A 22,546-nucleotide genomic window follows, 5' to 3' on the forward strand; every position below is an offset into this window, starting at 1 on the left:
CGGGCGTGGGATCCCGGCCGAGCTGCACGCGTTCGTGCTCGCGCAGCGCTGTCAGCATCCGCTCCCACACGCCTTCTTGCTGCCATCGCCGCCAGTAGTGGTAGACGGTCTGCCACGGCGGCAGGTCATGCGGCAGCAGCCTCCAGGCGCAGCCGGCCCGCAGCCAGTACGCCAGCGCGTCGAGGATCTCCCGCCGGGTGTGTTTCGCCGGCCGACCACCGGACTTGACCGCCGGAACCAGCGGACGGAGGATCTCCCACTCCGGATCGGACAGATCCGTCGAGTAACGGGTACGCAGCCCGCACACCCCAGCCCCCGAAAGTGCGACACCACCCCGGCTACCAGGCAACTTGCCCGCTGACAGGCTTTTCGGACGCCCTCTAACGGTCGACGATGGGTAGGTTGCCGCGCCCGGGAAAGAGGGACGGAGCCGGAAACCCGGCCGGTCACGAACGGCTCATTCTGTAACGAGCTCTTATCGCGGCTACCTGCGCACGGCCTTGCGCACGGAGCGCGGCCGGTACTCCACCACGGTCAGCGCCAGCGACACGTAACGCTCGACGAGCTCCTCAGGGGTCACCTCGCCGTCGGGCCGGTACCACTGCGCGATGGCGTTGCACATGGCGATGACGGCGCGACGGGCGTCGTCCGGATAGGGCGTCAGGAACACGCCGTCGTCCATACCCCGTTCGATCACCTCACGGAACTGCTGGGTGCCGCGCTCCTCGTTCTTGCGGTAGCGGGCGAGGGGTTCCGGCTCCAGGCTGCGCCCCTCGGTGAGCACGATGCTGCTCTTGACGGGGTGCTCGATACGGAACCGGACGGTGGCGGCGACCAGTGCTTCCAGCTGTTCGGCCGGGTCGTCGCCCGCCTCCTGCAGAGCGGCTTCGCAGGCATCGAAGTAGGCGTCGAGCCCCTCGTCCAGGATCGCGACGAGGAGCTCCTGCTTGCCCTTGTAGTAGTAATACAGCGCGGAGAGGCTGACCCCGGCCCGCTTGGCGATGTTCCGGATCGACGTCGCGCTGTACCCCTGCTCGGAGAACTCCTCGCGGGCGGCCTCGATGATGGCCTTGTGACCTGCGGGTCGCGTGGACACGGTGCTCCGATCTTCTCAGCAGCTCAGCTCACTCCGTGACTGAACAGTCGTACAACTGGCGACGCGCCGCCATCGTACCGCCGCGAGCCATGCCTAGCCAGGATTCCTTCGTCCAGGCAGCGTCTGACCAGCGACCATTCCCAGAACAATCGTTCAAGTCGTGCGGGTTGACCACGACCCACCACTCCACTATGTCCCTAATTGCGCCAATAGGAAGAGATCGTCTCGCCCACACTCTTGTGAGCTACGCCTCATGTAGTTAACGTTCGACCAATTCTTGGCCCCCTGCTTCACGTCTCCCAGCGTTCCGCGACCCTCCGGAGGTCCCGCATGCCCCGAAGCGCCCCGTCGGCCGTGGTCGAGCCGCACAGTGACTCGACCACGGTCGCCCCCACGAAGCGCAGGGCCGCCTTTGTGGTGGGACTGTTGTTCTGCTTCATGCTCATCAACTACGCCGACAAGGTCGTGATCGGCCTCGCGGGTGTCGACCTGATCCACGACCTCGGCCTCAGCAAGGAGCGGTTCGGGCTCGTACAGAGCAGCTTCTACTGGCTCCTCGCCGTCGGATCGGTGCTCGGCGGCCTGCTGATGGGGCGGGTCAAGGCGCGTTGGCTGCTGGCGGGTGCCGGGCTGTTGTGGGCCATCAGCCTCGCGCCCATGACCGGCAGCGTCGGGTTCGGGCTCCTCATCACCTGCCGCGTCCTGCTCGGCTTCGCCGAGGGGCCCGCGACGGCGATGGCCACCGCCGTCACCCACAGCTGGTACGCACCCGAGAAGCGCGCCCTGCCGACGTCGATCGTCGTGGCCGGTGCCGGGTTCGGGCCGCTGATCGCTTCCCCCGCCCTGACCTGGGTGATGCTGCGCTTCGACTGGCACGCACCGTTCACGGTGCTCTGTGTGGCCGGCATCGCCTGGGTCCTGACCTGGGTCTTCAGCGGCGGCGAAGGACCGATGAGCACCGAGCGTGCCACGACGGAGCAGGCCGGAGCGGCACTGCCCGCGCACGTTCCACTGCGCAGACTGCTCGGCACCCGCACGGTCATAGGCCTGCTGGTGCTGTTCTTCACCTCGTACTGGAGCATCGCGGTGAAGGTCAGCTGGCTGCCGCTGTATCTGCGAGAAGGCCTGGGGTACAGCGCGAGGCAGTCCGGCACGCTCGTCGCGCTGCCGTACGCGGCGGCCGCTCTCTTCCAGATCCTCGTCGGACTCGCCTCGGCGAGGATGTCGCGGCGCGGGGCCTCCAGCCGGGTGGCGCGCTGCCTGTTCGCAGCGGCTCTCGCGGGCGTCGGCGGGCTGAGCACGGTCGGGTTCGCCCTGCTCGACCGGGGTGTCGCGCAGTTGCTGCTGCTGGTGGTCGGGGCGTCGCTCACCAGCGCCGGCTACGGCATCGCGTTCGCGGCCGTATCGGACGTCGTGCCGGCCCGGCAGCGCGGCACGGTCATGGGCGTGGTCGTCGCCCTCTACAGCCTCGGCGGGATCATCGCTCCCTTGCTCCTCGGCGGCCTGGTCGATTCCGCGTCGACCGCGGCGGCCGGGTACTCGCACGGGTTCCTGGTGATCGGCGTCCTGGTCATGACGGGCGCGGCCGTCTCGGCGCTGCTCACCGACCCCGAGCGGGACGCGGCGGGGCTCGCCGCCCCGCGCTGACCCCCACTCGGCACAATGGCCCGACTCCGCGTTCCCGGGAGTCGGGCCACCGCCGTGCCACGATCCGGTTCAGCCGTCGAACCGCTCCTTCAGACGGCTCTTCTCGACCTTCCCGGACGCGTTGCGCGGCAGCGCCCGTACGCACACCACGCTCGTGGGCTTCTTGTACGAAGCGAGCCGCCCGCGACAGTGCTCGATGATGTCCGCTTCCCCGGGCGGCGCCGCCGGGTCGCGTGGCACCACGTACGCCCGTGGGGTCTCGCCCCACTTCTCGTGCGGTACGCCGACGACCGCGACCTCGGCGACGTCGGGGTGTTCGGCGACGGCCGCCTCGACCTCGGCGGAGTAGACGTTCTCACCGCCGGAGATGATCATGTCCTTCTTGCGGTCGACGACGTAGATGAATCCCTCGTCGTCGCGCCGGCACAGGTCGCCCGAGTGGAACCAGCCGCCCTCGAACGCCTCGGCGGTCGCATCCGGCCGGTTCCAGTACTCGCGCATCAGCGTCGGCCCTCGGTACACGATCTCACCGACCTCCCCGGGAGCGACGTCCCGCATGTCCTCGTCCACGATCCGTACGTCGACGCGCGCGACGGGGCGCCCGACGGAGCCCAGCTTGCGCAGGGCGTCCTCATGGCCGAGGGCGGTGGTGACGGGACTCATCTCCGTCTGCCCGAACGTGGAGATGACGCGGACCCCGGGGAAGGTGTCCGCCAGGGTCCGCAGCAGGGCGGGGGTGGCCGGCGCGGCACCCCAGCTGATCCGGGTCAGGGCGAGGTCGCGCTCCTTCACCTCCGGATGGGCGCACAGTGCCTGCCACTGCGCGGGAACGAAGAAACAGCCGTTGATGCGCTCCCGTTCCAGCAGGCCGAGCATCTCTTCCGCGTCGAAGCCGCCGCTCTCCCCGATCACGACGCAGGCGCCGGCGAGGAAGTGGTTCACGCAGGTCGTCAGGCCTGCGATGTGGAACAGCGGGACGGACGCCAGGCCGCGCTCCTCCGCCCTGATCGGCTGTACTTCGAGGGAGTTGAGGGTGTTCGCGACGAGGTTCAGGTGCGTGAGGACGGCGCCCTTGGGACGGCCGGTCGTACCCGAGGTGTACATGATGAAGGCGGGCTCGGACTCCGGGACGTCAACGACGACCGGGGTGTCCGGCATCGTCGCGAGTGCCTGCGCGTAGGACTCGGCGCCCGGCGGCGGGGCGGCACCTCCGTCGTCTTCGCAGACGAGCACCGGGAGGCCGTCCGGCCCGAGGATCTCCAGCGCCGCGGCGACGGCGGGTGCGAGCCTGCCGTCCGTGAGCACCGCGCCCGCGCCGCAGTCGGACAGCACGAACGCGATCTCGGCGGCCACCAGCCGGAAGTTCACGGGTACCGCGATCGCGCCGAGGCGCACGACGGCGAAGTACGCCTCCATGACTTCGAGGCGGTTGTGCATGACGACCGCGACCCGGTCGCCGGGGACGACGCCGCGCGCGGCGAGGACGCGGGCCAGCTGGTTCACCCGTCGGTCGAACGCGCCGAGGGTCAGCTCCCGGCCCTGGAAACGGAAGACGGGCCTGTCCGGGTGGCGGCCCGCCGCCCGGGCCAGCTGGGCACCCAAGGAGAGGCGGCGTGCCGCGCCGAGCTCCTGGAGGGGTGATGCGGTGACGGGTGTCGCGGTCACGTGTGGTTGCTCCGTTCAGGATGAATGACTCCACTGTCACGAATCGAACGAACGTTAAACTCTTTGTCCAGCGGCGAGCAAGGGAGCGGGATGCCGATATTGACCTGGTCGCGGCAGGCTCGTAGCCTCCGACTCGAAGGCAAGAATTGAACGAACGATCGACTCATTGGGACGGTGCTGGATGTCAGAGGATCTGCGCCATCTGCGCGCCCGCATGCGGGACTTCATCGACGGCGAGGTCATCCCGGTCGAACGCGTGCTGGATGCGGGTGGTCCGGTCGCGACCGAGGTGATGACCGGGTTGCGGACGCGCGCCAAGGACGCGGGCCTGTGGGCGCTCGGGCACCCGAGGGAACTGGGCGGAGGTGGTCTGAGCCTGTACGACTTCGCGCTGGTCAACGAGATCATCGGCCGCTCCGATTACGGCCAGCACGCCGTCGGGACGCTCTCGATGCAGGACTCGATCATGCTGGACCGCTACGCGTCGCACGAGCAGCGCGAGCGGTGGCTGCTGCCACTGGTGGCGGGCGACATCCGACCGAGTGTCGCCATGACGGAGCCCGAGGTGGCGGGCTCGGATCCGACACGTATCCGCACGACCGCGGTCCTGGACGGCGACGAGTGGGTGATCAACGGCCACAAGTGGTTCACGACGGGCGCCCATCACGCGGCCTTCACCACCGTGTTCGCCGTGACCGACCCGGACGCCGGCCCGCACCGCTCGATCTCGGCGATCCTCGTCCCGGCCGGCACACCCGGGCTGACGATCGTGCGGGCCGTGAAGACGATGGGCTCGAACCACGGGGACCATTGCGAGCTGCGGCTGACCGATGTGCGGGTGCCCGCCGCGTACCTGCTCGGCGAGCGGGGCGCGGGGCTCACGGTGGCACAGCAACGGCTGGGCCCCGGTCGGATCTTCCACGCGATGCGCTGGCTGGGACAGGCGCAGCGAGCGTTCGAGTTGATGTGCGGGCGCGCCAAGGCTCGCACCGCGCACGGCTCGTTGCTCTCCGAGAAGGGGGAGATCCGACGGTACGTCGCCGAGTCCGCTGCCGAGATACACGCGGCGCGGCTGATGACGCTGGACGCGGCACGCCGCTACGACCAGGACGGGAGGGCCAAGCTCGAGATCAGCATGGTCAAGTTCTGGGGTGCGCGGATGCTGCACAACGTGATCGACCGGGCGATCCAGGTGCACGGCGCGATGGGCGTCACGGAGGACACACCGCTGGAGCGGATGTACCGGTCGGCGCGGTACGCGCGGATCTACGACGGTCCGGACGAGGTGCACCGCATGGTGGTGGCCCGGCGGCTGCTCAAGGGAGACATCGGTGAGGAGGTGCCGTGGGCGGGGCTTCCGGCGTGAGCGCGTCGAGTGCCGTCGAGGCGGGCCTGCGCGCCGTGCTGGCGGATGTCTGGGGAGCGGCACCCGCGATCCGGCGGCTGACCCGCCTCTCGGGCGGCGCCAGCCGGCACACCTGGTCGTTGGAGGCTGTGCCGGACGGCGGGGTGCCGGTGTCGCTGGTGCTGCGCTGCGATGCGCCGGAGCGGCCCCGGCCCGATGTGATGGCTCTGGAGGCGGCCGTGCTGGCCGCTGCGGCATCTGTGGGCGTGATGGTGCCCGAGGTCGTGGCGCACGGGACCGATGGGCCGTTCGGGCGTGCGTACATGGTGATGGAGCGGCTCGACGGTGAGACGATCCCGCGCAAGCTGTTGCGTGACGACCGGTTCGCGGCCGTACGGCCCGCTCTGGCACGGGAGCTGGGGCGGATCGCGGCGCGGATCCACCAAGCGGACGTGACGGCGGTACCGGACCTTCCGCGACCCGACGTTCTGGCCGAACTGCGGTCTATGTACATGGAGTTGGGCGATCCTCGCCCGGCAGTCGAGCTGGGGCTCCGCTGGCTGGACGAGCATCGTCCGGGGCCCGTGGCACCGTCCCTCGTGCACGGCGACTTCCGCAACGGCAACATCATGGTCGTCCCCGACGGGGTGAGCGGGGTCCTGGACTGGGAACTGGCCCACGTGGGCGACCCGTTGGAGGATCTCGGCTGGTTGTGCGTGAAGGCCTGGCGGTTCGGTTCGCCGTATCCGGCCGGCGGGTTCGGATCGCGCGACGAGCTTCTGGACGGGTATGCGGAGGTGTCCGGACAGCGTCCCGACGCGGAGCGGCTGCGCTGGTGGGAGGTGTACGGGACGGTCCGCTGGGCCGTGCTCTGCCGACGCCAGGCCGAACGGTTCCTGTCCGGGGCCGACCCTTCCGTGGAGCTGGCCGTGCTGGGCCGGAAGGTCTGTGAGCAGGAGTGGGACATCCTGCTGGCGCTGGGACTCGCCCAGCCGGTGACGGTGGCCGACTGCCTGGACGACGAGCCCGCCGGCGTCACGGCGCCACCGCACGACGCGCCCGGCGCCGACGCCCTCCTGGAAGCCGTCTTCGGCTTCCTGCGGGGGCAGGCGGTGGAGAGCGGGGACTCGCGCACACGGTTCCTCGCCCGGGTCGCGGCCGGCGCGGTCCAGACGGTCCGGCGCGAGGTCCGCCTCGCGCACCGGCATGAACAGGCCCACCACGCCCGCCTGCTGAAGCTGTCCCTGGCTGACGACAGGGCGCTGGCGGAAGCCATCCGGCACGGCACTCTGGACGACCGCAGCGACGACGTGACCGAGGTGGTCCGGCTGTCCGTGCTGGACAAGCTGGCAGTGGCCCGGCCGGAGTACCCCGCTCTGCCTGGCTGAACCATGTCGGGATCCCGGGCCGCCGACCGGCACGGCACGACGGCCGCACCTCCTCCGCGGGGTGCGGCCGTCGCTGTTTCCGGCCCGGCCCACGGATCAGGGCGTCACGATCGGAAACCCGCGGCGGGGCGCCTGCAGCAGCCCGAGGAACGTCGTGAGCGCGGTGGCGTCGCCGTCGATCCGCACGCCCGCCCCGGCAAGGGTGGCCCGCCCCGCCAGCACCTGCCCCAGGGCGCCGAGGCCGGTACGTACGGTCACCTGCGGCTGCTCCCCGGCAGGGGCGGGGCCATGGATCGGGGTGAGCACGCCATGAGCGAGCAGCAGCGTCCACGAGTCGACGGCGTTCTCCTGCCCCGTACCGAACTCCCAGCGCATGACGATGCGGTGGGCAGCGGCTCGCGGTCCGTCCACACGCACCGCGAGCGCCTTGAACAGCTGGTCCGCGGGGAGGCTCCAGGACATGCCGCCGCCGGTGCCGGATCCCGTGCCCCGCGCGTCCTCGCCCGAGTGGTCGCGCAGGTCACGGGCGCCGGAGAGGTAGAAGTTGCGCCAGGTGCCGTTCTCGCAGCCGTACGCGAGCCGCTCGAAGGTCTCCGCCTGGAGTTCGCGGGCTTCACGGTGGCCGGGATCGGCGAACACGACGTGGTTGAGGACTTCCGCGGCGAACCGCAGATCCCCTGCCGCGGCGGTCTCCCGCGCCTTCTTCACCACCTCGTCCGCGCCTCCCATGAACTCCATGTACCGCTTGGCCTGTTCGACGGGCGGGTGCGGCCACAGATGGGCGGGGTTGCCGTCGAACCAGCCCATGTAGCGCTGGTAGACGGCCTTGGTGTTGTGGCTGAGCGATCCGTAGTAGCCGCGCGTGTGCCAGGCCGCGGCCAGCTGCGGCGGGAATTCGCCCAGCTCCTCGGCGATCTCGGGGCCGGTCAGGCCCTGGTTCATCAGGCGCACGGTCTGGTCGTGCAGGTAGGCGTACGCGTCGCGTTGCTCGGAGAGCATGGTGAGGAGTTCGGCACGACCCCAGGTGGGCCAGTGGTGCGAGCCGATCAGGACGTCGGACCGGTCGGCGTAGAGGGTGATCGTCTCGGTGAGGTACCCGGCCCAGGCCTGGGCGTCCCGGACCTGCGCGCCGCGCAGGGTGAGGACGTTGTGCAGGGTGTGGTTGGCGTTCTCGGCGACGAGCAGGACCCTGCGGTGGGGCAGGTGGAGGTTCATCTCCGCCGGGGCCTCGGTACCGGGGGTCAGCTGGAACTCCATCCGTATGCCGGCGAGTTCGAGTTCCTGACCGGTGTGGGTGACGAGCTCCGTCGGCGGGATAAGAGCGACGTTGCCGCTGGAGGTGCCCTGGCCGAGGCCGAAGCCGATGGCGCCGTCGGGAGCGGCGGGCAGGCCGACGCCGTACATGTACTGGGCGCGGCGCAGCATGGCGGGCCCGGCGACGACGTTCTCGCTGATCGCCTCCTCCATGAAGCCCTCGGGGGCGACGATCCGCACCCGGCCGGCCGCGACGTCCGCCTCGTCGACGACTCCACGGACGCCGCCGAAGTGATCGGTGTGACTGTGGGAGTAGACGACGGCGACGACGGGGAGCGTGCCGCCGCGGTGACGGCGGTAGAGCGCGAGGGCGGCGGCCGCGCACTCCTCGCTGATCAGCGGGTCGATGACGACGAGCCCGTCCGGGCCCTCGATGACGGTCATGTTGGACACGTCGAAGCCGCGGATCTGGTAGACGCCCTCGGTCACCTCGAACAGGCCGTGCAGGGAGTTGAGCCGGCCCTGGCGCCACAGGCTCGGGTCGGCGGTTTCGGGACAGTCTTCGGCGAGGAACGACCAGCGTTCGTTGTCCCAGACCACCCGGCCCTGCGCGTTCTTGATCACGCATGGTTCCAGGGTGCCGAGTCGGCCTCGGAGGGCGTTCGTGACGTCGGTCCGGTCGTCCCAGTCGAGCGGGGACACGGCGGCGGATGGCGCGGACATGCAGCCTCGTTTCGTCGTGCGGGGGTTCGGCGTGCGGCGGGTCTTCGTCCGGTGATGCGTCATGCGGTTCGTGGTGCGGCGTTCGTCACGCACGGGGGCATGGTGGGTGTAGCCCCCATCTGTTAACTTAACGATCGTTCGAATCAATTGCGGGCTGCACGTAACCATGGCCGCCCGGCACAGTCAACCGATCCGACAACCCTGCCTCCCGTGGCGCGCCCCGCCCTTTCGTCGGCCCGTGCGGCGCCACCGATCACCCCCTTCGGGAGAGACGCATGCCGTACCTCGCCGAGGAGCTGGCCGCCTGGGCCCACGCCCTCGATCCCTCCCCCGCCGACCTGCGCCTGGCCGAGCACGCGCTCAAGGACACGCTCGCCGTGTCCCTGGCCGCGCGCGGGCACCGCATGGCCGGCCTGTCCGCCGGACTGCCGGAAGCCGCCCGCTGGGCCGCGGTCGGCCACGTACTGGACTTCGACGACCTGCATCTGCCGTCCACCGCGCACATCTCCGTCGTGTGCGTGCCCGCGGTGCTCGCGGCCGGCGGCGGCGCTCGTGAGTACCTGGCCGCGGCCGGGGTGATGGCCCGGCTCGGCGTCGTGCTCGGCTGGCGGCACTACACCAACGGCTGGCACGCGACCTGCACGGCCGGCGCCCCGGCGGCCGCCGTCGGAGCGGGCCTCGCGCTGGGCCTGGACACCGAGGGCCTGGCACGCGCGATCACGCTGGCGCTGCCCGCGGCGGGTGGGGTGCAGCGGGCGTTCGGCACGGACACCAAGTCGCTCCAGGTGGGCTTCGCGGCCGAGGCCGGGGTGCGGGCGGCACGGCTGGCGGCGGCCGGCGCGGGCGCCGACCCCTCCGCCCTGGACGCGTGGCTGCCGCTGGTCGGCGGCGACCGGGAAGCCCTCGCCGCCGACGCCTTCGCCCCCACCACCGCGGCCGTGCCCGGCGGCTTGGCGACCAAGATCTTCCCGTGCTGCTACGCCATGCAGCGCCCCATCGGCGCGGTCCGCGAACTGATCGCCGAGCGATCGATCAGTTCGGCCGATGTCGTACGGATCGTCGTCCGCACGCCGAAGGCCGCCGTGCACCCTCTGATCCACACCCGCCCGGACACCGGTCTGCAGGGGAAGTTCAGCCTGGAGTACGCCGTCGCCGCGGCACTGCTCGACCAGCACCCCGGCTTCGCGTCGTTCACCGACGAGCAGGTACGCCGCCCGGGCGCACGCCGCCTGGTGGAACTGGTCGAGGTCGTCACGTCGCCCGACGGTGACGGCCTGCTGACCGGCGAGACGACGGTGGAGATCACCACGGTCGACGGCGCCACACGCACCGCGACGCTCGCCTTCCCGCCCGGATCACCTGAACTTCCCGCCACCGAAATCGAGTTCACCGCGAAGCTCACGGACTGCGGTGCCGACGTCACCGGCCTCCTCGACGGCCTCGACTGGAAGGGCGCAGCCGAATTGATGCGCGCTTCCTTCCCTTCTGCTGCGTGCCCCCTGGAGAACGAATGACCCGCCTGCCGTTGGAAGGCGTCACCGTCGTCAGCCTGGAGCAGGCGGTCGCGGCGCCCTTCGCGACCCGCCAGCTCGCCGACCTCGGCGCCCGTGTCATCAAGGTCGAACGGCCCGGTGCCGGCGACTTCGCCCGCGGCTACGACGAGTCGGTCCACGGCCAGTCGAGCTACTTCGTGTGGCTGAACCGCTCGAAGGAGTCGGTGGCACTCGACATCAAGTCGCCCGGCGGCCGCGAGGTCCTGGAGCGGCTGCTCGGCGAAGCGGACGTGTTCGTGCAGAACCTGGCGCCCGGCGCGGCCCGCCGCCTGGGCCTCGGCGCGGCCGAACTCTCGCAGCGTCACCCGTCGTTGATCGTGTGCGACATCTCCGGATACGGCAACACCGGGCCGTGGTCGGACCGCAAGGCGTACGACCTGCTCATCCAGTGCGAGACCGGCGTGGTGTCGCTGACCGGCACTCCCGAGGCGCCCGCGAAGGTGGGCATCTCGATCGCCGACATCGCGGCGGGCATGTACGCCTACTCGGGCATCCTCACCGCGCTCTACGAACGCCGGGAGTCCGGTGTGGCGCGGCCCGTCGAGGTGTCGCTCTTCGAGGCGCTGTCCGAGTGGATGGGCTCGCCCGCGTACTACACGGCGTATTCGGGCACGCAGCCCGCCCGCGTCGGTGCGCAGCACGCGACGATCGCGCCGTACGGTCCGTTCGACGCGGCCGACGGGAAGACGGTGCTGCTCGCGATCCAGAACGAACGTGAATGGGCCTCGTTCTGCACCGTGTTCCTCGACGATGCCGCCCTGGCGACGGACGACCGGTTCCGCAAGGGGTCCTCGCGCGTGGCCCGCCGCGAGGAACTGAACGCCGTCGTCGCCGCGCGCTTCGCCGAACTGACCGCCGACGACGCGGTGAAGTTGCTCGACGAGGCGAAGGTCGCCAACGCGCGCCTCAACTCGGTCGCCGATTTCTGGGACCATCCCGTCCTCGCGGGGCGTGACCGCTGGCGGGACGTCGCCACACCCGGCGGCACCGTCAAGGCACTCCTGCCACCCGCCACGCCCGCAGGCCTGACGCCCCGTATGGACCCTGTCCCGGCGGTCGGCGAGCACACCGAGTCCGTACTGCGCGGACTCGGCTACGACAGCGACGCCCTCGCCGCGCTGCGCACCGGGGGTGCGCTGTGACCGACCACGCCAGGAGCACGAACATGCATGAAGCACGGGAAACGACGGAGAGGTACGAGCAGATCTCCTACGGTGTCGCCGATCGCGTCGCCACGATCACGCTCGACCGGCCCGAGGCACGCAACGGCTACACCCGGCGGATGGCAGACGAGATCGCGGACGCGCTGCGCACCGTCGATGCCGACCACACCGTACGCGTCGTCGTCCTGACCGGCTCCGGCAAGGACTTCTGCGTGGGCGCCGATCTGTCGGCCGGCTCCGGCAAGGGCCAGGGCTTCACCCAGAAGGTCGACGAGGACACGGCCCGACAGATCGCGGACGGCACGTACCAGGAGCCCGCAGGGCTGGTCACACGTGTCCTGTACGCGATGAACAAGCCGGTGATCGCCGCGGTGCGCGGCGCCGCCGTCGGCGTCGGCTCGACGATGCTGCTGCCCGTCGACTACCGGTTCGCCGCACACGGCACGAAGTTCGGCTTCCCTTTCACGCGGCGCGGCATCGTGCCCGAGGGCGCGTCCGCATGGTTCCTGCCACGCCTGGTGGGCTTGCCAAAGGCGCTGGACTGGCTGATCTCGGGCCGCATCGTGCCGGCCGACGAAGCCCTCGACGTCGGGCTCGTGCACAGCCTGCACGAGCCCGACGACGTGCTCGAAGCGGCTTACGCGCTCGCCCGCGACCTGGCCGACCACACCGCTCCGGTCTCGGTCGCCGTCACCCGGCAGCTCGTGTACCGCATGGCCTGGGCCGAGAGTCCCGAAGCCGTGCACCGGCTGGACTCGCGTCTCGTCTTCGACACCGTACGCGGCGCCGACGCGCGGGAAGGCGTGAAGTCGTTCTTCGAACGCCGGGCGCCGGAGTTTCCAGGGCGGGTGCCGGAGGACCTGCCGGCGTATCTGCCGTGGCTGGACGGGACTGCATAGCCGATCCGAGCAAGCGTCCGCGTGTCACGGGAGGCGGCCTCGACCGGCCGCCGCCCGTGACACGCGGACGTTCAGGCAGTCACGGGCCCGAACCCCGCGAACAAGCTGGACACCAGCTCCCTGACCCGGGAGTGCAGCTCATCGCGTGACAGCCCGTAGAGCGGCACAGGGCCCTCGAAACCAGGCTCCCACGGCGCGACCGCGAGATGCGGCAGCAGCATGCTGGCGAGCGCCGCGAACACGTCGGGACTCGCGTCCGCGCGAAGGTCGCCTCGCTCGACCGCCTGTCGGGCGAGCGAGGCGACCTCGGCGGTGTACAGGAGACGGGCCGGTTCGTGGACGGCGGTGCGCACCTCGGGGTCGATCTCCAGGTGGGTGGCGGCGACGACGCCGCGTTCCAGCGGATGGGTGGCGAAGTAGTCGACCCAGGCGAGGACGCCGTCGCAGAAGAAGTCGTGGTAGGTGGTGTCGCGCGGGAGGGTGCCGAGCCAGGGCGCGAGAGCGTCACGGACCCGCTGGGCGGCTGTCTCGGCGACATATCGGAACAGATCGAGCTTGTCGTCGAAGTACTGGAACAGTGACCCCTTCGCCACGCCCGCCTCGCGCGCGACGGTGTTGAGGCTTCCCGCCGAATAGCCGTGGCGGCCGAACTCGGTCATCGCCGCGGCTGTGATCCGCTCGCGGCGCGCGGGATCGAGTCGCTGCCAGGTCGTCGTGGGCAAGGATCCTCCGATGGGGCGTCGCACGGTGCTGTGCACGCCCCATCATCGCAGGGGGACGTCAGACGTCCGGGCTCAGCTCTCTGCGCAGCACCCTCTTGAGGATCTTGCCGCTGGGATTGCGCGGCAGCTCGTCCACGAAGTGCACGACGCGCGGTTTCTTGTAGGAGGCGACGCGTTCGCGCGTGAAGGCGATGAGGTCGTCGGCGGTGACGAAGTCCGCCTCCGGGCGGAGCACGACGGCGGCGGTGACCGCCTCGCCCCACGTCTCGTCGGGCGTACCGAAGACGGCGACGTCGAGGACGGCGGGGTGTTCGGCGAGCGCGGACTCCACCTCGATGGGATACACGTTCTCGCCGCCGGTGATCACCATGTCCTTGATGCGGTCGGTGATGAAGAGGTAGCCGTCCTTGTCGAGGTAGCCGGCATCACCGGTGCGCAGCCAGCCGTCGGCGGTGAACAGGGCGGCGTTGTCGTCGGGCCGCTGCCAGTAGCCGGGGGTGAGGTGGTGGGAGCGGGTGAGGATCTCGCCGACCACGCCCGGCGGCACCGTCTCCCCCGTCACCGGGTCGGCGATGGCGACCTCGACGTCGGGCCGGGTGTTGCCCGCCGAGCGCAGCAGCGCGGAGCGCGGCCCGTCCACGACGTGATCCTCCGGGAGCAGGCGCGTGGCGGAGCCGGTCGTCTCGGTCTGCCCGTACTTCTGGTAGAAGCCGCAGCCGAAGGCGTCCATGGAGCGGCGCAGCAGCGCCGGGGTGATCGGGGACGCGCCGTAGACGATGAGTTCGAGCGCGGAGAAGTCGCGTCCGCCCACGCCGGGCAGCTGGGTCAGCAGGTGGAGCACGGCGGGCACGAAGAACGCGTGGGTGACCCGGTGGCGCTCCATCTCCTCGAGGACCTGCGCCGGGGCCAGGTCGGCCAGCGCCACGGTGTGCGCGCCCGCGCTCAGCGCCGTGACCAGCCAGCCGGTGCCTGCGATGTGGAAGACGGGCATGGCGTTGAGGGCCACCGAGGACTGCTGCCAGCCCATCTCGCGGAGCTGGTGCTCTCCTGCGCTGACGTTGCGCAGGGTGAGCTGGACTCCCTTGGGCAGACCCGTGGTGCCGGAGGTGTAGAGCTGGAGGAAGACGGCGTCGCCGTCCTGTCCGTGACCGGGGTCGTCCGCGCTCGCTTCGTCGAGCCAGCGTCCGTACGTCCGCTCGCCGTGCTCGTCGCCCGCACCGGAGTCGGCGACGAGACCGATGCCGGGCAGGGCGGTGCGTACGGTGCGGGCCTTGGGCAGGAACTCGGCTTCGGTGAGGACGACGCCCAGTCGGGCGTCCCGGGCGACGGCGATCAGCTCGGGCTCGGCGAGCCGCCAGTTCAGCGGCGTGGCCACGAGGCCTGCCTTGGCGCAGGCCACCAGCAGCTCGGCGGCCATCAGACCGGGACGGACCAGGTAGCCGACGCGGGCGCCGGCGGGCAGCCCCAGCGCGAGCAGCGCCTGGGCGGCGCGGTTGCTGCGCGCGTCGAGATCCGCGTAGGTGCGGGTCTCGACGCCTTGGGTGATCGCCGGCGCCATCGGGCGGTCGGCGGCGTGACGGCGTACGGCGTCGGGCAGAAAGGGGCCCATGCGGGATTCCTCCAACGGCGTCGGCGACGAGGCCGGGTGCGGAAGGGCGGGGGTGCGAGTGCGAGTGAGCACTCGAGAAAGGGGGAGCGGATGTGACCGGGTGGTCACATCCTGACGGGACGAGCATCATCGACGGACTCGCCCCTGTCAATGCCTTGAACGAACGTTCAGGGCATTGACAGGGAACGGCCACCGCGCAGAGGGCGCGGCGGCCGTTCCAGGAGCATCCGCGTGCGTCAGGCTCGCGGCCCGCCGGCCACGTACAGCACCTGCCCGGAGACGAATCCGGCAGCCGCGCCCGCGAAGAACGACACGGCGTTGGCGATGTCCTCCGGCACGCCGACACGGGCGACCGGGATGTTCGACGCGGCTCGCGCCTTGAAGTCGTCGAAGGACATCCCGACGCGTTCGGCGGTCTTCGCGGTCATCTCGGTGGCGATGAAGCCCGGCGCGATGGCGTTGGCGGTGACGCCGAACTTGCCGAGCTCGATCGCGAGGGTCTTGGTGAAACCCTGGAGTCCGGCCTTGGCGGCGGAGTAGTTGACCTGACCGCGGTTACCGAGGGCCGCGGTGGAGGACAGGTTGACGATGCGGCCCCATCGGGCCTTAGTCATGTACGCCTGGCACGCGCGGGACATCAGGAACGCGCCGCGCAGATGGACACCGATGACGGAGTCCCAGTCCTGCTCGGTCATCTTGAACAGGAGGTTGTCGCGGGTGATACCGGCGTTGTTGACGAGGACGAGCGGCGCGCCCAGTTCGGCGGCGACCCGCTCGACGGCGGCCTCGACCTTGTCGGCGTCGGAGACGTCCACACCGACGGCGAGGGCACGGCCGCCGTTCTTCTCTATGGCGGCCGCGGTATCGGCGCAGGCCGTCTCGTCGAGGTCGAGGACGGCGACGGCATAGCCGTCCTGCGCCAGGCGCTGGGCGGTGGCGGCTCCGATGCCGCGGGCGGCTCCGGTGACGATCGCGACCTTCTGGGCGGCCTCGGAAGACATGATGCACTCCATTGTCGTGTGCGGGTTGCTGGATGGTTTCGGCGCAGGGTCAGGAGTAGACGCGTACGACGGTCTCGGCCACGCAGGCGGGCTTGTCGGAGCCGTCGATCTCGATGGTGACCTTGTTGACCACCTGGCGGCCGCCGCCGGGCACCTCGTCGGCCGAGACGATGTCGATCGAGGCGCGGACGCGCGAGCCGGCCTTGACGGGGTTCATGAAGCGGACCTTGTTGAGCCCGTAGTTGACGCCCATCTTGACGCCTTCGATCTTGTAGACGTCCTGGGTGAGGACCGGGATGAGGGAGAGGGTGAGGTAGCCGTGCGCGATGGTCCCGCCGAAGGGGCCGTCCGCGGCGCGTGCCGGGTCGACGTGGATCCACTGATGGTCGCCCGTGGCGTCGGCGAATGTGTCGATGCGGTCCTGGGCGACGGTCACCCAGTCGCTGACACCGACGTGGGTGCCGACTGCGTCGGCGAACTCGGAGGGAGAGGAGAAGACCTTGGGCATGGAGGGAACTTTCTCTGATGGATTTCGAACGCCTACGCCTACGCCAGCGTCGCCGTGCCGGTGATGCCGGGCACGGCGCCCGCCAGTCCCGCGTCCAGTGCGACCAGGTCGCCGTCGCGCGTGCCGCGCACGTGGAACTCGCGCGGCGCGAACAGCGGGGCCGTGGCGCGGAACGAGAAGGTGGTGACCGTGCGCTGCGGGGCATGGCGGCGCGGCAGTTCCAGCAGGGACAGGGCGAGCAGGGGGCCGTGCACGACGAGGTCGGGGTAGCCCTCGACGGCCCGGGCGTAGTCGCGGTCGTAGTGGATGCGGTGGGCGTTGTAGGTGAGCGCGCTGAACCGGAACAGGAGCGACGGGTCGGGGCGCAGGCTGAACGACCATTCGGGGACGCTCTGCCGATCGGTATGCCGACCGGACTTGGGCGTGGTGGCGCGGGCAGCGGCGGGCTGCTTGTACACGATGTCCTGCTCCTCCACCGTGCGGACCTCGCCCTCGACGAGCAGGGTGTGCCGGACCGTCACCAACAGCAGCAGTCCCGACCCTCCCTCGCGGACCCGCACGGACAGGACCTCCGAGCTGCGCGTCACCAGGTCGCCGACGCGCAGCGGCGCGTGGAAGGCGTACCGTCCGCCCCCGAACATGCGCCGGCGTTCGGGCAGCGGCGGCAGGAACAGTCCGTCGCGCGGGTGGCCGTCCTCGCCGAGCTCCGCCTGAGCGGGCCTGTCGAGCAGGTACAGCCAGTGCCACAGGGGCGGCAGCGGGTCGCCCACTCCGGTGACGGCTGGCGGCTGGTCGAAGAGGCCGGACAGCGCCTGGGCGGGCGCGGCCGTGAGGAACTCGGTGGTCTCCACGGGAGCGGGCCGCCAATCGGCCTCGATCCGGGCGAAGGTCTCGCGGACGTCGGTCGTCATCCGAGGGCCTCCGCCGTGCCGAGCAGCGCCGTGGCCTGGCTGGACAGGACACCGCCGTTGCCGTTGACGAGAGCGATGTGCGTGTTCGCCTGCTGGCGGGCGTCGCCCTCACCACGGAGCTGTCGCACGGCTTCGATGATCAGGAAGATGCCGTACATGCCGGGGTGGCAGTACGACAGGCCGCCGCCGTTGGTGTTCACGGGCAGTTCGCCGCCCGGCGCGATCCGGCCGCCCGACACGAACGCCCCGCCCTCACCCTTCTCGCAGAACCCCAAGTCCTCCAGGAAGAGCAGGGTGTTGATGGTGAACGCGTCGTACAGCTCGACGACGTCGACGTCGCTCGGCTTCAGTCCGGCCATCGCGAAGGCGCGGCGCCCCGAGTCGACGGCGGCGGTCGTCGTCAGGTCCGGCATCTGCGACATCGAGCGGTGCCAGGTGGCCTCCCCGCCGCCGAGAAAGTACGCCGGGGTGACCGGCAGGTCCCGGGCGCGCTCGGCGCTGGTGAGGACGACCGCGCCGCCGCCGTCCGTGACGAGACAGCAGTCCTTGGACGTCAGCGGGTAGCTGATCATCTGTGAGGACAGTACGTCCTCGACGGTCAGCGGACCGCGCCCGTAGGTGAACGCCTTCGGGTTGAGCTGCGCCCAGTGCCGGGCGGCCACGGCGACGTCGGCGAGCTGCTCGCGCGTCGTGCCGTACTCGTGCATGTGACGGGAGGCGGCGAGGGCGTACATGGAGACGGGGTAACGCGGCTTGTAGGCCTCCTCCCACGGCAGCAGCTTCGTCGGGGAGACGAGCCGGCCGCCGTCGGAGCGCTGGGTGGAGCCGTAGGCGATGAGGGCGGTGGTGCACAGGCCCGCCTCGATGGCCATGGCGGCGTGCAGCAGGTGGGCGACGAAGGAACTGCCGCCGACGTTCGTGGAGTCGGCGTACGCGGGCCGGATGCCCAGGTACTCGGCGACGTCGAGGGTCGGGAACGGGAGATACGACGACGCGCAGAAGAAGCCGTCGATGTCGGTCTTCTTCAGGCCCGCGTCCTTCAGCGCGCGAGCGGTGGCCTGGCCCATCAGGTCGAAGTGGGTGAGTCCGGGAGCGACCTGGCCGAGGTCGGACTCGGCGACTCCCACGACGGCGACCTTGCCCCGCAGATCGGTGCTGCTCATCCCTGGTCCTCCAGCGGTCGGAAGACGGCGAGCGGCGCGCCCTCCTCCTCGATCACGGCCAGTCCCACCCGCACCCCGATCGCGACCTCCTCGGGCGCGACGCCCTCGACGCGGCTCATCATGCGGAACCCCTCGTCGAGGTCGACCAGGGCGACGTTGCAGGGGTCGGTGCCGCGCTTGTGCAGGACGGTCGTCGCGTAGACGGTGCCGAGTCCCGAACTCGCCCGCCAGGCAAGGGATTCGGCGCCGCAGCGCGGGCACAGGACGCGTGGGTAGAAGACGGCGCTCTCGCAGTCGCCGCAGTGCTGGAAGCGCAGTTCCCCGGCCGCAAGTCCCTCTTCGTACCAGGTCGAAGGAGCGTTCATCGGCGGCCTCCGTCGTCGACGCGGTTGCGGGCGACGTGCTGCTTGGCGATGACGTTGCGCTGGATCTCGTTGGTGCCCTCGCCGACGATCATCAATGGGGCGTCGCGGAAGTAGCGTTCGACGTCGAACTCGGTGGAGTAGCCGTAACCGCCGTGCACACGCACCGCGTTGAGGGCGATCTCCATGCACACCTCGGAGGCGAACAACTTCGCCATGCCGGCCTCCATGTCGGCCCGCTCCCCCGCGTCCACCCTGGCGGCGGCGTCCAGGGTGAGCAGGCGGGCGGCGCGCAGCTTGGTGGCACCGTCCGCGAGGTAGTTGCCGATCGACTGGTGCTGCCAGATGGGCTGCCCGAAGGTGTGACGTTCCTGGGCGTAGCGCGTCGCGTCGTTCAGGGCGGCCTGGGCGACGCCGAGGGCGCGGGAGGCGACCTGGATGCGGCCGATCTCCAGGCCGCGCATCATCTGGGCGAACCCGGACCCGGAGGCCCCGCCGAGCACGGCCGATTCCGGTACCTTGACGTCGTCGAAGACCAGCTCGCAGCTCTCGACGCCCTTGTAGCCGAGCTTGGGCAGGTCCTTGGAGACGACGTACCCGGCGTCCTTCTCCACCAGGAGGATGGAGAAGCCCTTGCCCTCCTTCGGCTCGGTACGGCAGAGCAGGGCGATGAGACCGGCGCGGCGCGAGTTGGTGATCCAGGTCTTGGAGCCGTTGACGGTCCACGTGCCGTCCGCCAGGACGGCCTTGGTGCCCATGGCCTGGAGGTCGGAGCCGCCACCGGGCTCGGTGAGCGCCATGGTGGCGCGCAGCTCGCCGGTCGCCATCCGCGGCAGGTACGCGGCCTGCTGCTCGGGCGTGCCGAACGTGCGGATGAGGTAGGTGACGACGGAGTGGCCGCCCATCGACCCGGACAGGGACATCCAGCCGCGCGCCAGTTCCTGGGCCACGAGCGCGAAGCAGGCCGTCGATACGTCCACGCCGCCGTGCTCGGCGGGCGCGAGCAGGCCGAACACGCCGAGCTTCTTCATCTGCTCGATGAGCTTCTCGGGGTAGGTGTTGGAGTGCTCCAGCTCCTGCACCACCGGCAGCACTTCGTTGTCGACGAAGTCGGCGACCACCTCGACGATGGCCCGCTCGTCCTCGGAGAGCTGGGCGATGAGGGGGATCTCGGTCATGGCCATCGGCTACTTCACACCTTTCTGAGCGTCCTTGAGGAGGGCGCGGCCGATGATCAGCTTCTGGATCTCGCTGGTGCCCTCGTAGATGCGGAACAGCCGCGCGTCGCGGTAGCAGCGTTCGACGACGGTTCCGCGCATGTAACCCATGCCGCCGTGGATCTGCACGGCGAGGTCCGCGGCCCTGGACACCATCTCGGAGCAGTACAGCTTGGTGGCGGAGGGCCTGAGTCTGCGGTCCTCGCCGGAGTCGTACTTCTCGGCGGCGTCCAGGACCATGGCCCGGCCGGCCAGCACGCCGGTCTGGATCTCGGCGAGCATGGCCTGCACCAGCTGGAACTCACCGATGGGACGGCCGCCCTGCTTGCTGGAGGCGGCGTACGCGACGGACTCCTCCAGGATCCGCTCGGCCATGCCGACGCACAGCGCGGCGATGTGGATACGGCCGCGGATCAGCGACTTCATGGCGGCGCCGAACCCGGCGCCCTCCTCGCCGCCGACCAGCGACGCCCTGTCCACGCGTACGTCGTCGAAGAACACCTCGGCGGTCCAGGCGCCGGCCTGACCGGTCTTGTGGTCCTTGGGGCCGACGGTGACACCCGGCAGCCCGGCCTCGACGAGGAAGACCGAGATTCCCTTCGTCCCGTACGACTCCTCACCCGTCCGCGCGAAGACGACGAACAGGTCCGCGAGCGGGGCGTTGGTGATGAACCGCTTCGAGCCGTTCAGCACGTACCCGTCACCGTCGCGCACCGCGCGCGTGGTCAGACCGGACGGGTCGGAGCCCGCCTCGGCCTCGGTCAGCGCGAACGAGGCGACGGCGCCCTCGGCGAGCCGGGGCAGCCAGTGCCGCTGCTGCTCCTCCGTGCCCGCGTTGACGAGGACCTTGCCGGCGATGCCGTTGTTCGTGCCGAACATGGACCGGAACGCGGGTGTGGTCCAGCCGAACTCGAAGGCCAGCTGCACGTCCTCGTACAGGGAGGCCCCGAGCCCTCCGTGCTCCTCGGGCAGCGTGTACCCGAACAGACCCATGTCCGCCGCCTTGCGCCGGATGTCCTCCGGTATCGCGTCGGTCTCCTCGATCTCGTCCTCGCGCGGGACCACGTCCTCGCGCACGAGACGACGCACGGCGTCCCGTACCGCTTTGAAGTCGGCGGCGTCCATGGTGTCCTTGGTCCTTCCGTGAGGTGTGTCAGAGCAGTTCGAGGACGGTGGCGTTGGCCATGCCGCCGCCCTCGCACATCGACTGCAGGCCGTAGCGGATGCCGTTGTCCTTCATGTGGTGCACCAGCGTCGTCATCAGGCGGGCGCCGGAACCGCCCAGCGGGTGCCCGAGCGCCATGGCACCACCGTTGGGGTTCATCCGCAGGTAGTCGGCGCCGGTCTGCCGCTGCCAGGCCAGGGAGACGGAGGCGAAGGCTTCGTTGATCTCGTACGCGCCGATCTCGTCCAGTGCCAGGCCCGAGCGTTCCAGCACCTTGGCCGTGGCGGGAATCGGGCCCTTGAGCATGGTGATCGGGTCGACTCCGGTGACGATGCCGGTGTGGAAGCGGGCGATCGGCGTCCAGCCGTTCCGCTCGGCGATCTCGGACGTGGTGACGAGCAGTGCGGCGGCACCGTCGGAGATCTGCGAGGCGTTGCCCGCGGAGATGACGCCGTTCTCCTTGAACGGGGTCTTCAGGGCAGCGAGCTTCTCGGGCGTGGTGCCCCGGCGTACGCCCTCGTCGGTGTCGAAGACGGTGCCGTCGGCGAGGGTGACCGGGGTGATCTGGCCCTTGAAACGGCCCTCGTCGATGGCGCGGGCGGCACGCTCGTGGGAGTCGGCGGCGTGCTGGTCGAGTTCGTCGCGGGTGAGCCCGAACTCCTCGGCGATCATCTCGGCGCCGACGCCCTGGTTGAACTTGTAGTGGTCGTAGCGCTCACCGACCAGCGGCCCGTACGGGGCTCCGACCACTCCGCCCGCCCGGGTCGATCCCATCGGGACGCGGGACATGGACTCGACGCCGCCCGCGACGGCGATGTCGTACTGCCCGGAGATGACTCCGGCGGCTGCCTGGTGCACGGCCTGCTGCGAGGAGCCGCACTGCCGGTCGACGGTCAGACCGGGCACGGACTCGGGCCAGCCGGCGGCGAGGACCGAGTACCGGCCGACGCCGCCGGCCTGCTCGCCGACCTGGGAGACACAGCCCCAGATCACGTCGTCGACGGTCACCGGGTCGAGGCCGGTGCGCTCGGCGAGGGCTTTGAGGACATGGGCGGAGAGGTCGACCGGGTGGATGCCGGACAGGGCGCCGCCCGGCTTGCCCTTGCCGACGGGGGTGCGTACGGCATCGACGATTACCGCGTCGCGCATACTGAA

General features: G+C 70.5%; 20 protein-coding genes. 6 read left to right on the top strand and 14 right to left on the bottom strand.

Annotation, left to right across the window (positions count from 1 at the left end):
• A partial coding sequence (locus tag ACZ60B_RS38490) for a transposase (protein ID WP_469395655.1) occupies positions 1-307 on the bottom strand: 307 nt, incomplete at its 3' end.
• Positions 308-484: 177 nt separating this feature from the next.
• Positions 485-1,096, bottom strand: a complete 612-nt coding sequence (locus ACZ60B_RS38495; RefSeq protein ID WP_469395658.1) for a TetR/AcrR family transcriptional regulator — start codon at positions 1,094-1,096, stop codon at positions 485-487.
• Positions 1,097-1,426: 330 nt separating this feature from the next.
• Between ACZ60B_RS38495 and ACZ60B_RS38500 the strand changes: the two genes are divergently transcribed.
• Positions 1,427-2,743: an MFS transporter gene (locus ACZ60B_RS38500; protein WP_469395660.1), complete on the top strand. Its 1,317-nt coding sequence runs from the start codon at positions 1,427-1,429 to the stop codon at positions 2,741-2,743.
• Positions 2,744-2,812: 69 nt separating this feature from the next.
• On the opposite strand, the gene ACZ60B_RS38505 is transcribed toward ACZ60B_RS38500, so the two are convergent.
• Positions 2,813-4,408, bottom strand: a complete 1,596-nt coding sequence (locus ACZ60B_RS38505; RefSeq protein WP_469395662.1) for a long-chain-fatty-acid--CoA ligase — start codon at positions 4,406-4,408, stop codon at positions 2,813-2,815.
• Between the two features lie 181 nt (positions 4,409-4,589).
• On the opposite strand from ACZ60B_RS38505, the gene ACZ60B_RS38510 reads away from it, so the two are divergent.
• Together ACZ60B_RS38510 and ACZ60B_RS38515 are read left to right on the top strand one after the other, a co-directional pair.
• Complete coding sequence (locus ACZ60B_RS38510) at positions 4,590-5,774, top strand: acyl-CoA dehydrogenase family protein (RefSeq protein WP_469395664.1); 1,185 nt, start codon at positions 4,590-4,592, stop codon at positions 5,772-5,774.
• Positions 5,753-7,141: a phosphotransferase family protein gene (locus ACZ60B_RS38515; RefSeq protein WP_469395666.1), complete on the top strand. Its 1,389-nt coding sequence runs from the start codon at positions 5,753-5,755 to the stop codon at positions 7,139-7,141. The genes ACZ60B_RS38510 and ACZ60B_RS38515 overlap by 22 nt, the downstream gene beginning before the upstream one ends.
• Before the next feature lie 96 nt (positions 7,142-7,237).
• Here ACZ60B_RS38515 and ACZ60B_RS38520 read toward each other — a convergent pair whose 3' ends face one another.
• Positions 7,238-9,118 (bottom strand): alkyl/aryl-sulfatase, encoded by a 1,881-nt coding sequence (locus tag ACZ60B_RS38520; RefSeq protein WP_469395668.1) that lies wholly within the window; start codon positions 9,116-9,118, stop codon positions 7,238-7,240.
• Between the two features lie 275 nt (positions 9,119-9,393).
• Between ACZ60B_RS38520 and ACZ60B_RS38525 the strand changes: the two genes are divergently transcribed.
• The 3 genes from ACZ60B_RS38525 to ACZ60B_RS38535 are packed head-to-tail and all read left to right on the top strand — an operon-like array spanning position 9,394 to position 12,733.
• Positions 9,394-10,632 carry an MmgE/PrpD family protein gene (locus ACZ60B_RS38525; RefSeq protein WP_469395670.1) on the top strand — a complete coding sequence of 413 codons (1,239 nt, stop codon included), beginning with the start codon at positions 9,394-9,396 and terminating at the stop codon, positions 10,630-10,632.
• Positions 10,629-11,813: a CaiB/BaiF CoA transferase family protein gene (locus ACZ60B_RS38530; protein ID WP_469395672.1), complete on the top strand. Its 1,185-nt coding sequence runs from the start codon at positions 10,629-10,631 to the stop codon at positions 11,811-11,813. The genes ACZ60B_RS38525 and ACZ60B_RS38530 overlap by 4 nt, the downstream gene beginning before the upstream one ends.
• Before the next feature lie 23 nt (positions 11,814-11,836).
• The gene (locus ACZ60B_RS38535) at positions 11,837-12,733 is read left to right on the top strand and encodes an enoyl-CoA hydratase-related protein (RefSeq protein ID WP_469395674.1); all 897 of its coding nucleotides are present in this window, start codon (positions 11,837-11,839) and stop codon (positions 12,731-12,733) included.
• 71 nt (positions 12,734-12,804) lie between these two features.
• Here ACZ60B_RS38535 and ACZ60B_RS38540 read toward each other — a convergent pair whose 3' ends face one another.
• The 10 genes from ACZ60B_RS38540 to ACZ60B_RS38585 all read right to left on the bottom strand — a co-directional run bounded on the left by ACZ60B_RS38540 (position 12,805) and on the right by ACZ60B_RS38585 (position 22,540).
• A complete protein-coding gene (locus ACZ60B_RS38540) occupies positions 12,805-13,455 on the bottom strand; it encodes a TetR/AcrR family transcriptional regulator (RefSeq protein WP_469395676.1) in 651 nt (216 codons plus the stop codon).
• A 58-nt stretch (positions 13,456-13,513) separates the two neighbouring features.
• Positions 13,514-15,064 (bottom strand): long-chain-fatty-acid--CoA ligase, encoded by a 1,551-nt coding sequence (locus ACZ60B_RS38545; RefSeq protein ID WP_469395679.1) that lies wholly within the window; start codon positions 15,062-15,064, stop codon positions 13,514-13,516.
• A gap of 236 nt (positions 15,065-15,300) precedes the next feature.
• Complete coding sequence (gene fabG, locus ACZ60B_RS38550) at positions 15,301-16,065, bottom strand: 3-oxoacyl-ACP reductase FabG (RefSeq protein ID WP_469395681.1); 765 nt, start codon at positions 16,063-16,065, stop codon at positions 15,301-15,303.
• 49 nt (positions 16,066-16,114) lie between these two features.
• Positions 16,115-16,573: a MaoC family dehydratase gene (locus ACZ60B_RS38555; protein WP_469395683.1), complete on the bottom strand. Its 459-nt coding sequence runs from the start codon at positions 16,571-16,573 to the stop codon at positions 16,115-16,117.
• A gap of 38 nt (positions 16,574-16,611) precedes the next feature.
• On the bottom strand, positions 16,612-17,484 hold the full coding sequence (locus tag ACZ60B_RS38560) for an HTD2 family dehydratase (RefSeq protein ID WP_469395685.1): 873 nt from the start codon (positions 17,482-17,484) through the stop codon (positions 16,612-16,614).
• Positions 17,481-18,647: a thiolase gene (locus ACZ60B_RS38565; RefSeq protein WP_469395687.1), complete on the bottom strand. Its 1,167-nt coding sequence runs from the start codon at positions 18,645-18,647 to the stop codon at positions 17,481-17,483. The genes ACZ60B_RS38560 and ACZ60B_RS38565 overlap by 4 nt, the downstream gene beginning before the upstream one ends.
• Positions 18,644-19,012: a Zn-ribbon domain-containing OB-fold protein gene (locus ACZ60B_RS38570; RefSeq protein ID WP_469395689.1), complete on the bottom strand. Its 369-nt coding sequence runs from the start codon at positions 19,010-19,012 to the stop codon at positions 18,644-18,646. Before ACZ60B_RS38570 ends, ACZ60B_RS38565 begins: the two co-directional genes overlap by 4 nt.
• Entirely contained in the window at positions 19,009-20,187 is a 1,179-nt protein-coding gene (locus ACZ60B_RS38575; RefSeq protein ID WP_469395691.1) for an acyl-CoA dehydrogenase family protein, read from the bottom strand. Before ACZ60B_RS38575 ends, ACZ60B_RS38570 begins: the two co-directional genes overlap by 4 nt.
• A gap of 9 nt (positions 20,188-20,196) precedes the next feature.
• Positions 20,197-21,351 (bottom strand): acyl-CoA dehydrogenase family protein, encoded by a 1,155-nt coding sequence (locus tag ACZ60B_RS38580; RefSeq protein WP_469395693.1) that lies wholly within the window; start codon positions 21,349-21,351, stop codon positions 20,197-20,199.
• Between the two features lie 28 nt (positions 21,352-21,379).
• A complete protein-coding gene (locus tag ACZ60B_RS38585; RefSeq protein ID WP_469395696.1) occupies positions 21,380-22,540 on the bottom strand; it encodes a thiolase family protein in 1,161 nt (386 codons plus the stop codon).
• Between the last annotated feature and the right edge of the window lie 6 nt (positions 22,541-22,546).

Source organism: Streptomyces sp. NPDC104096, assembly GCF_055584385.1.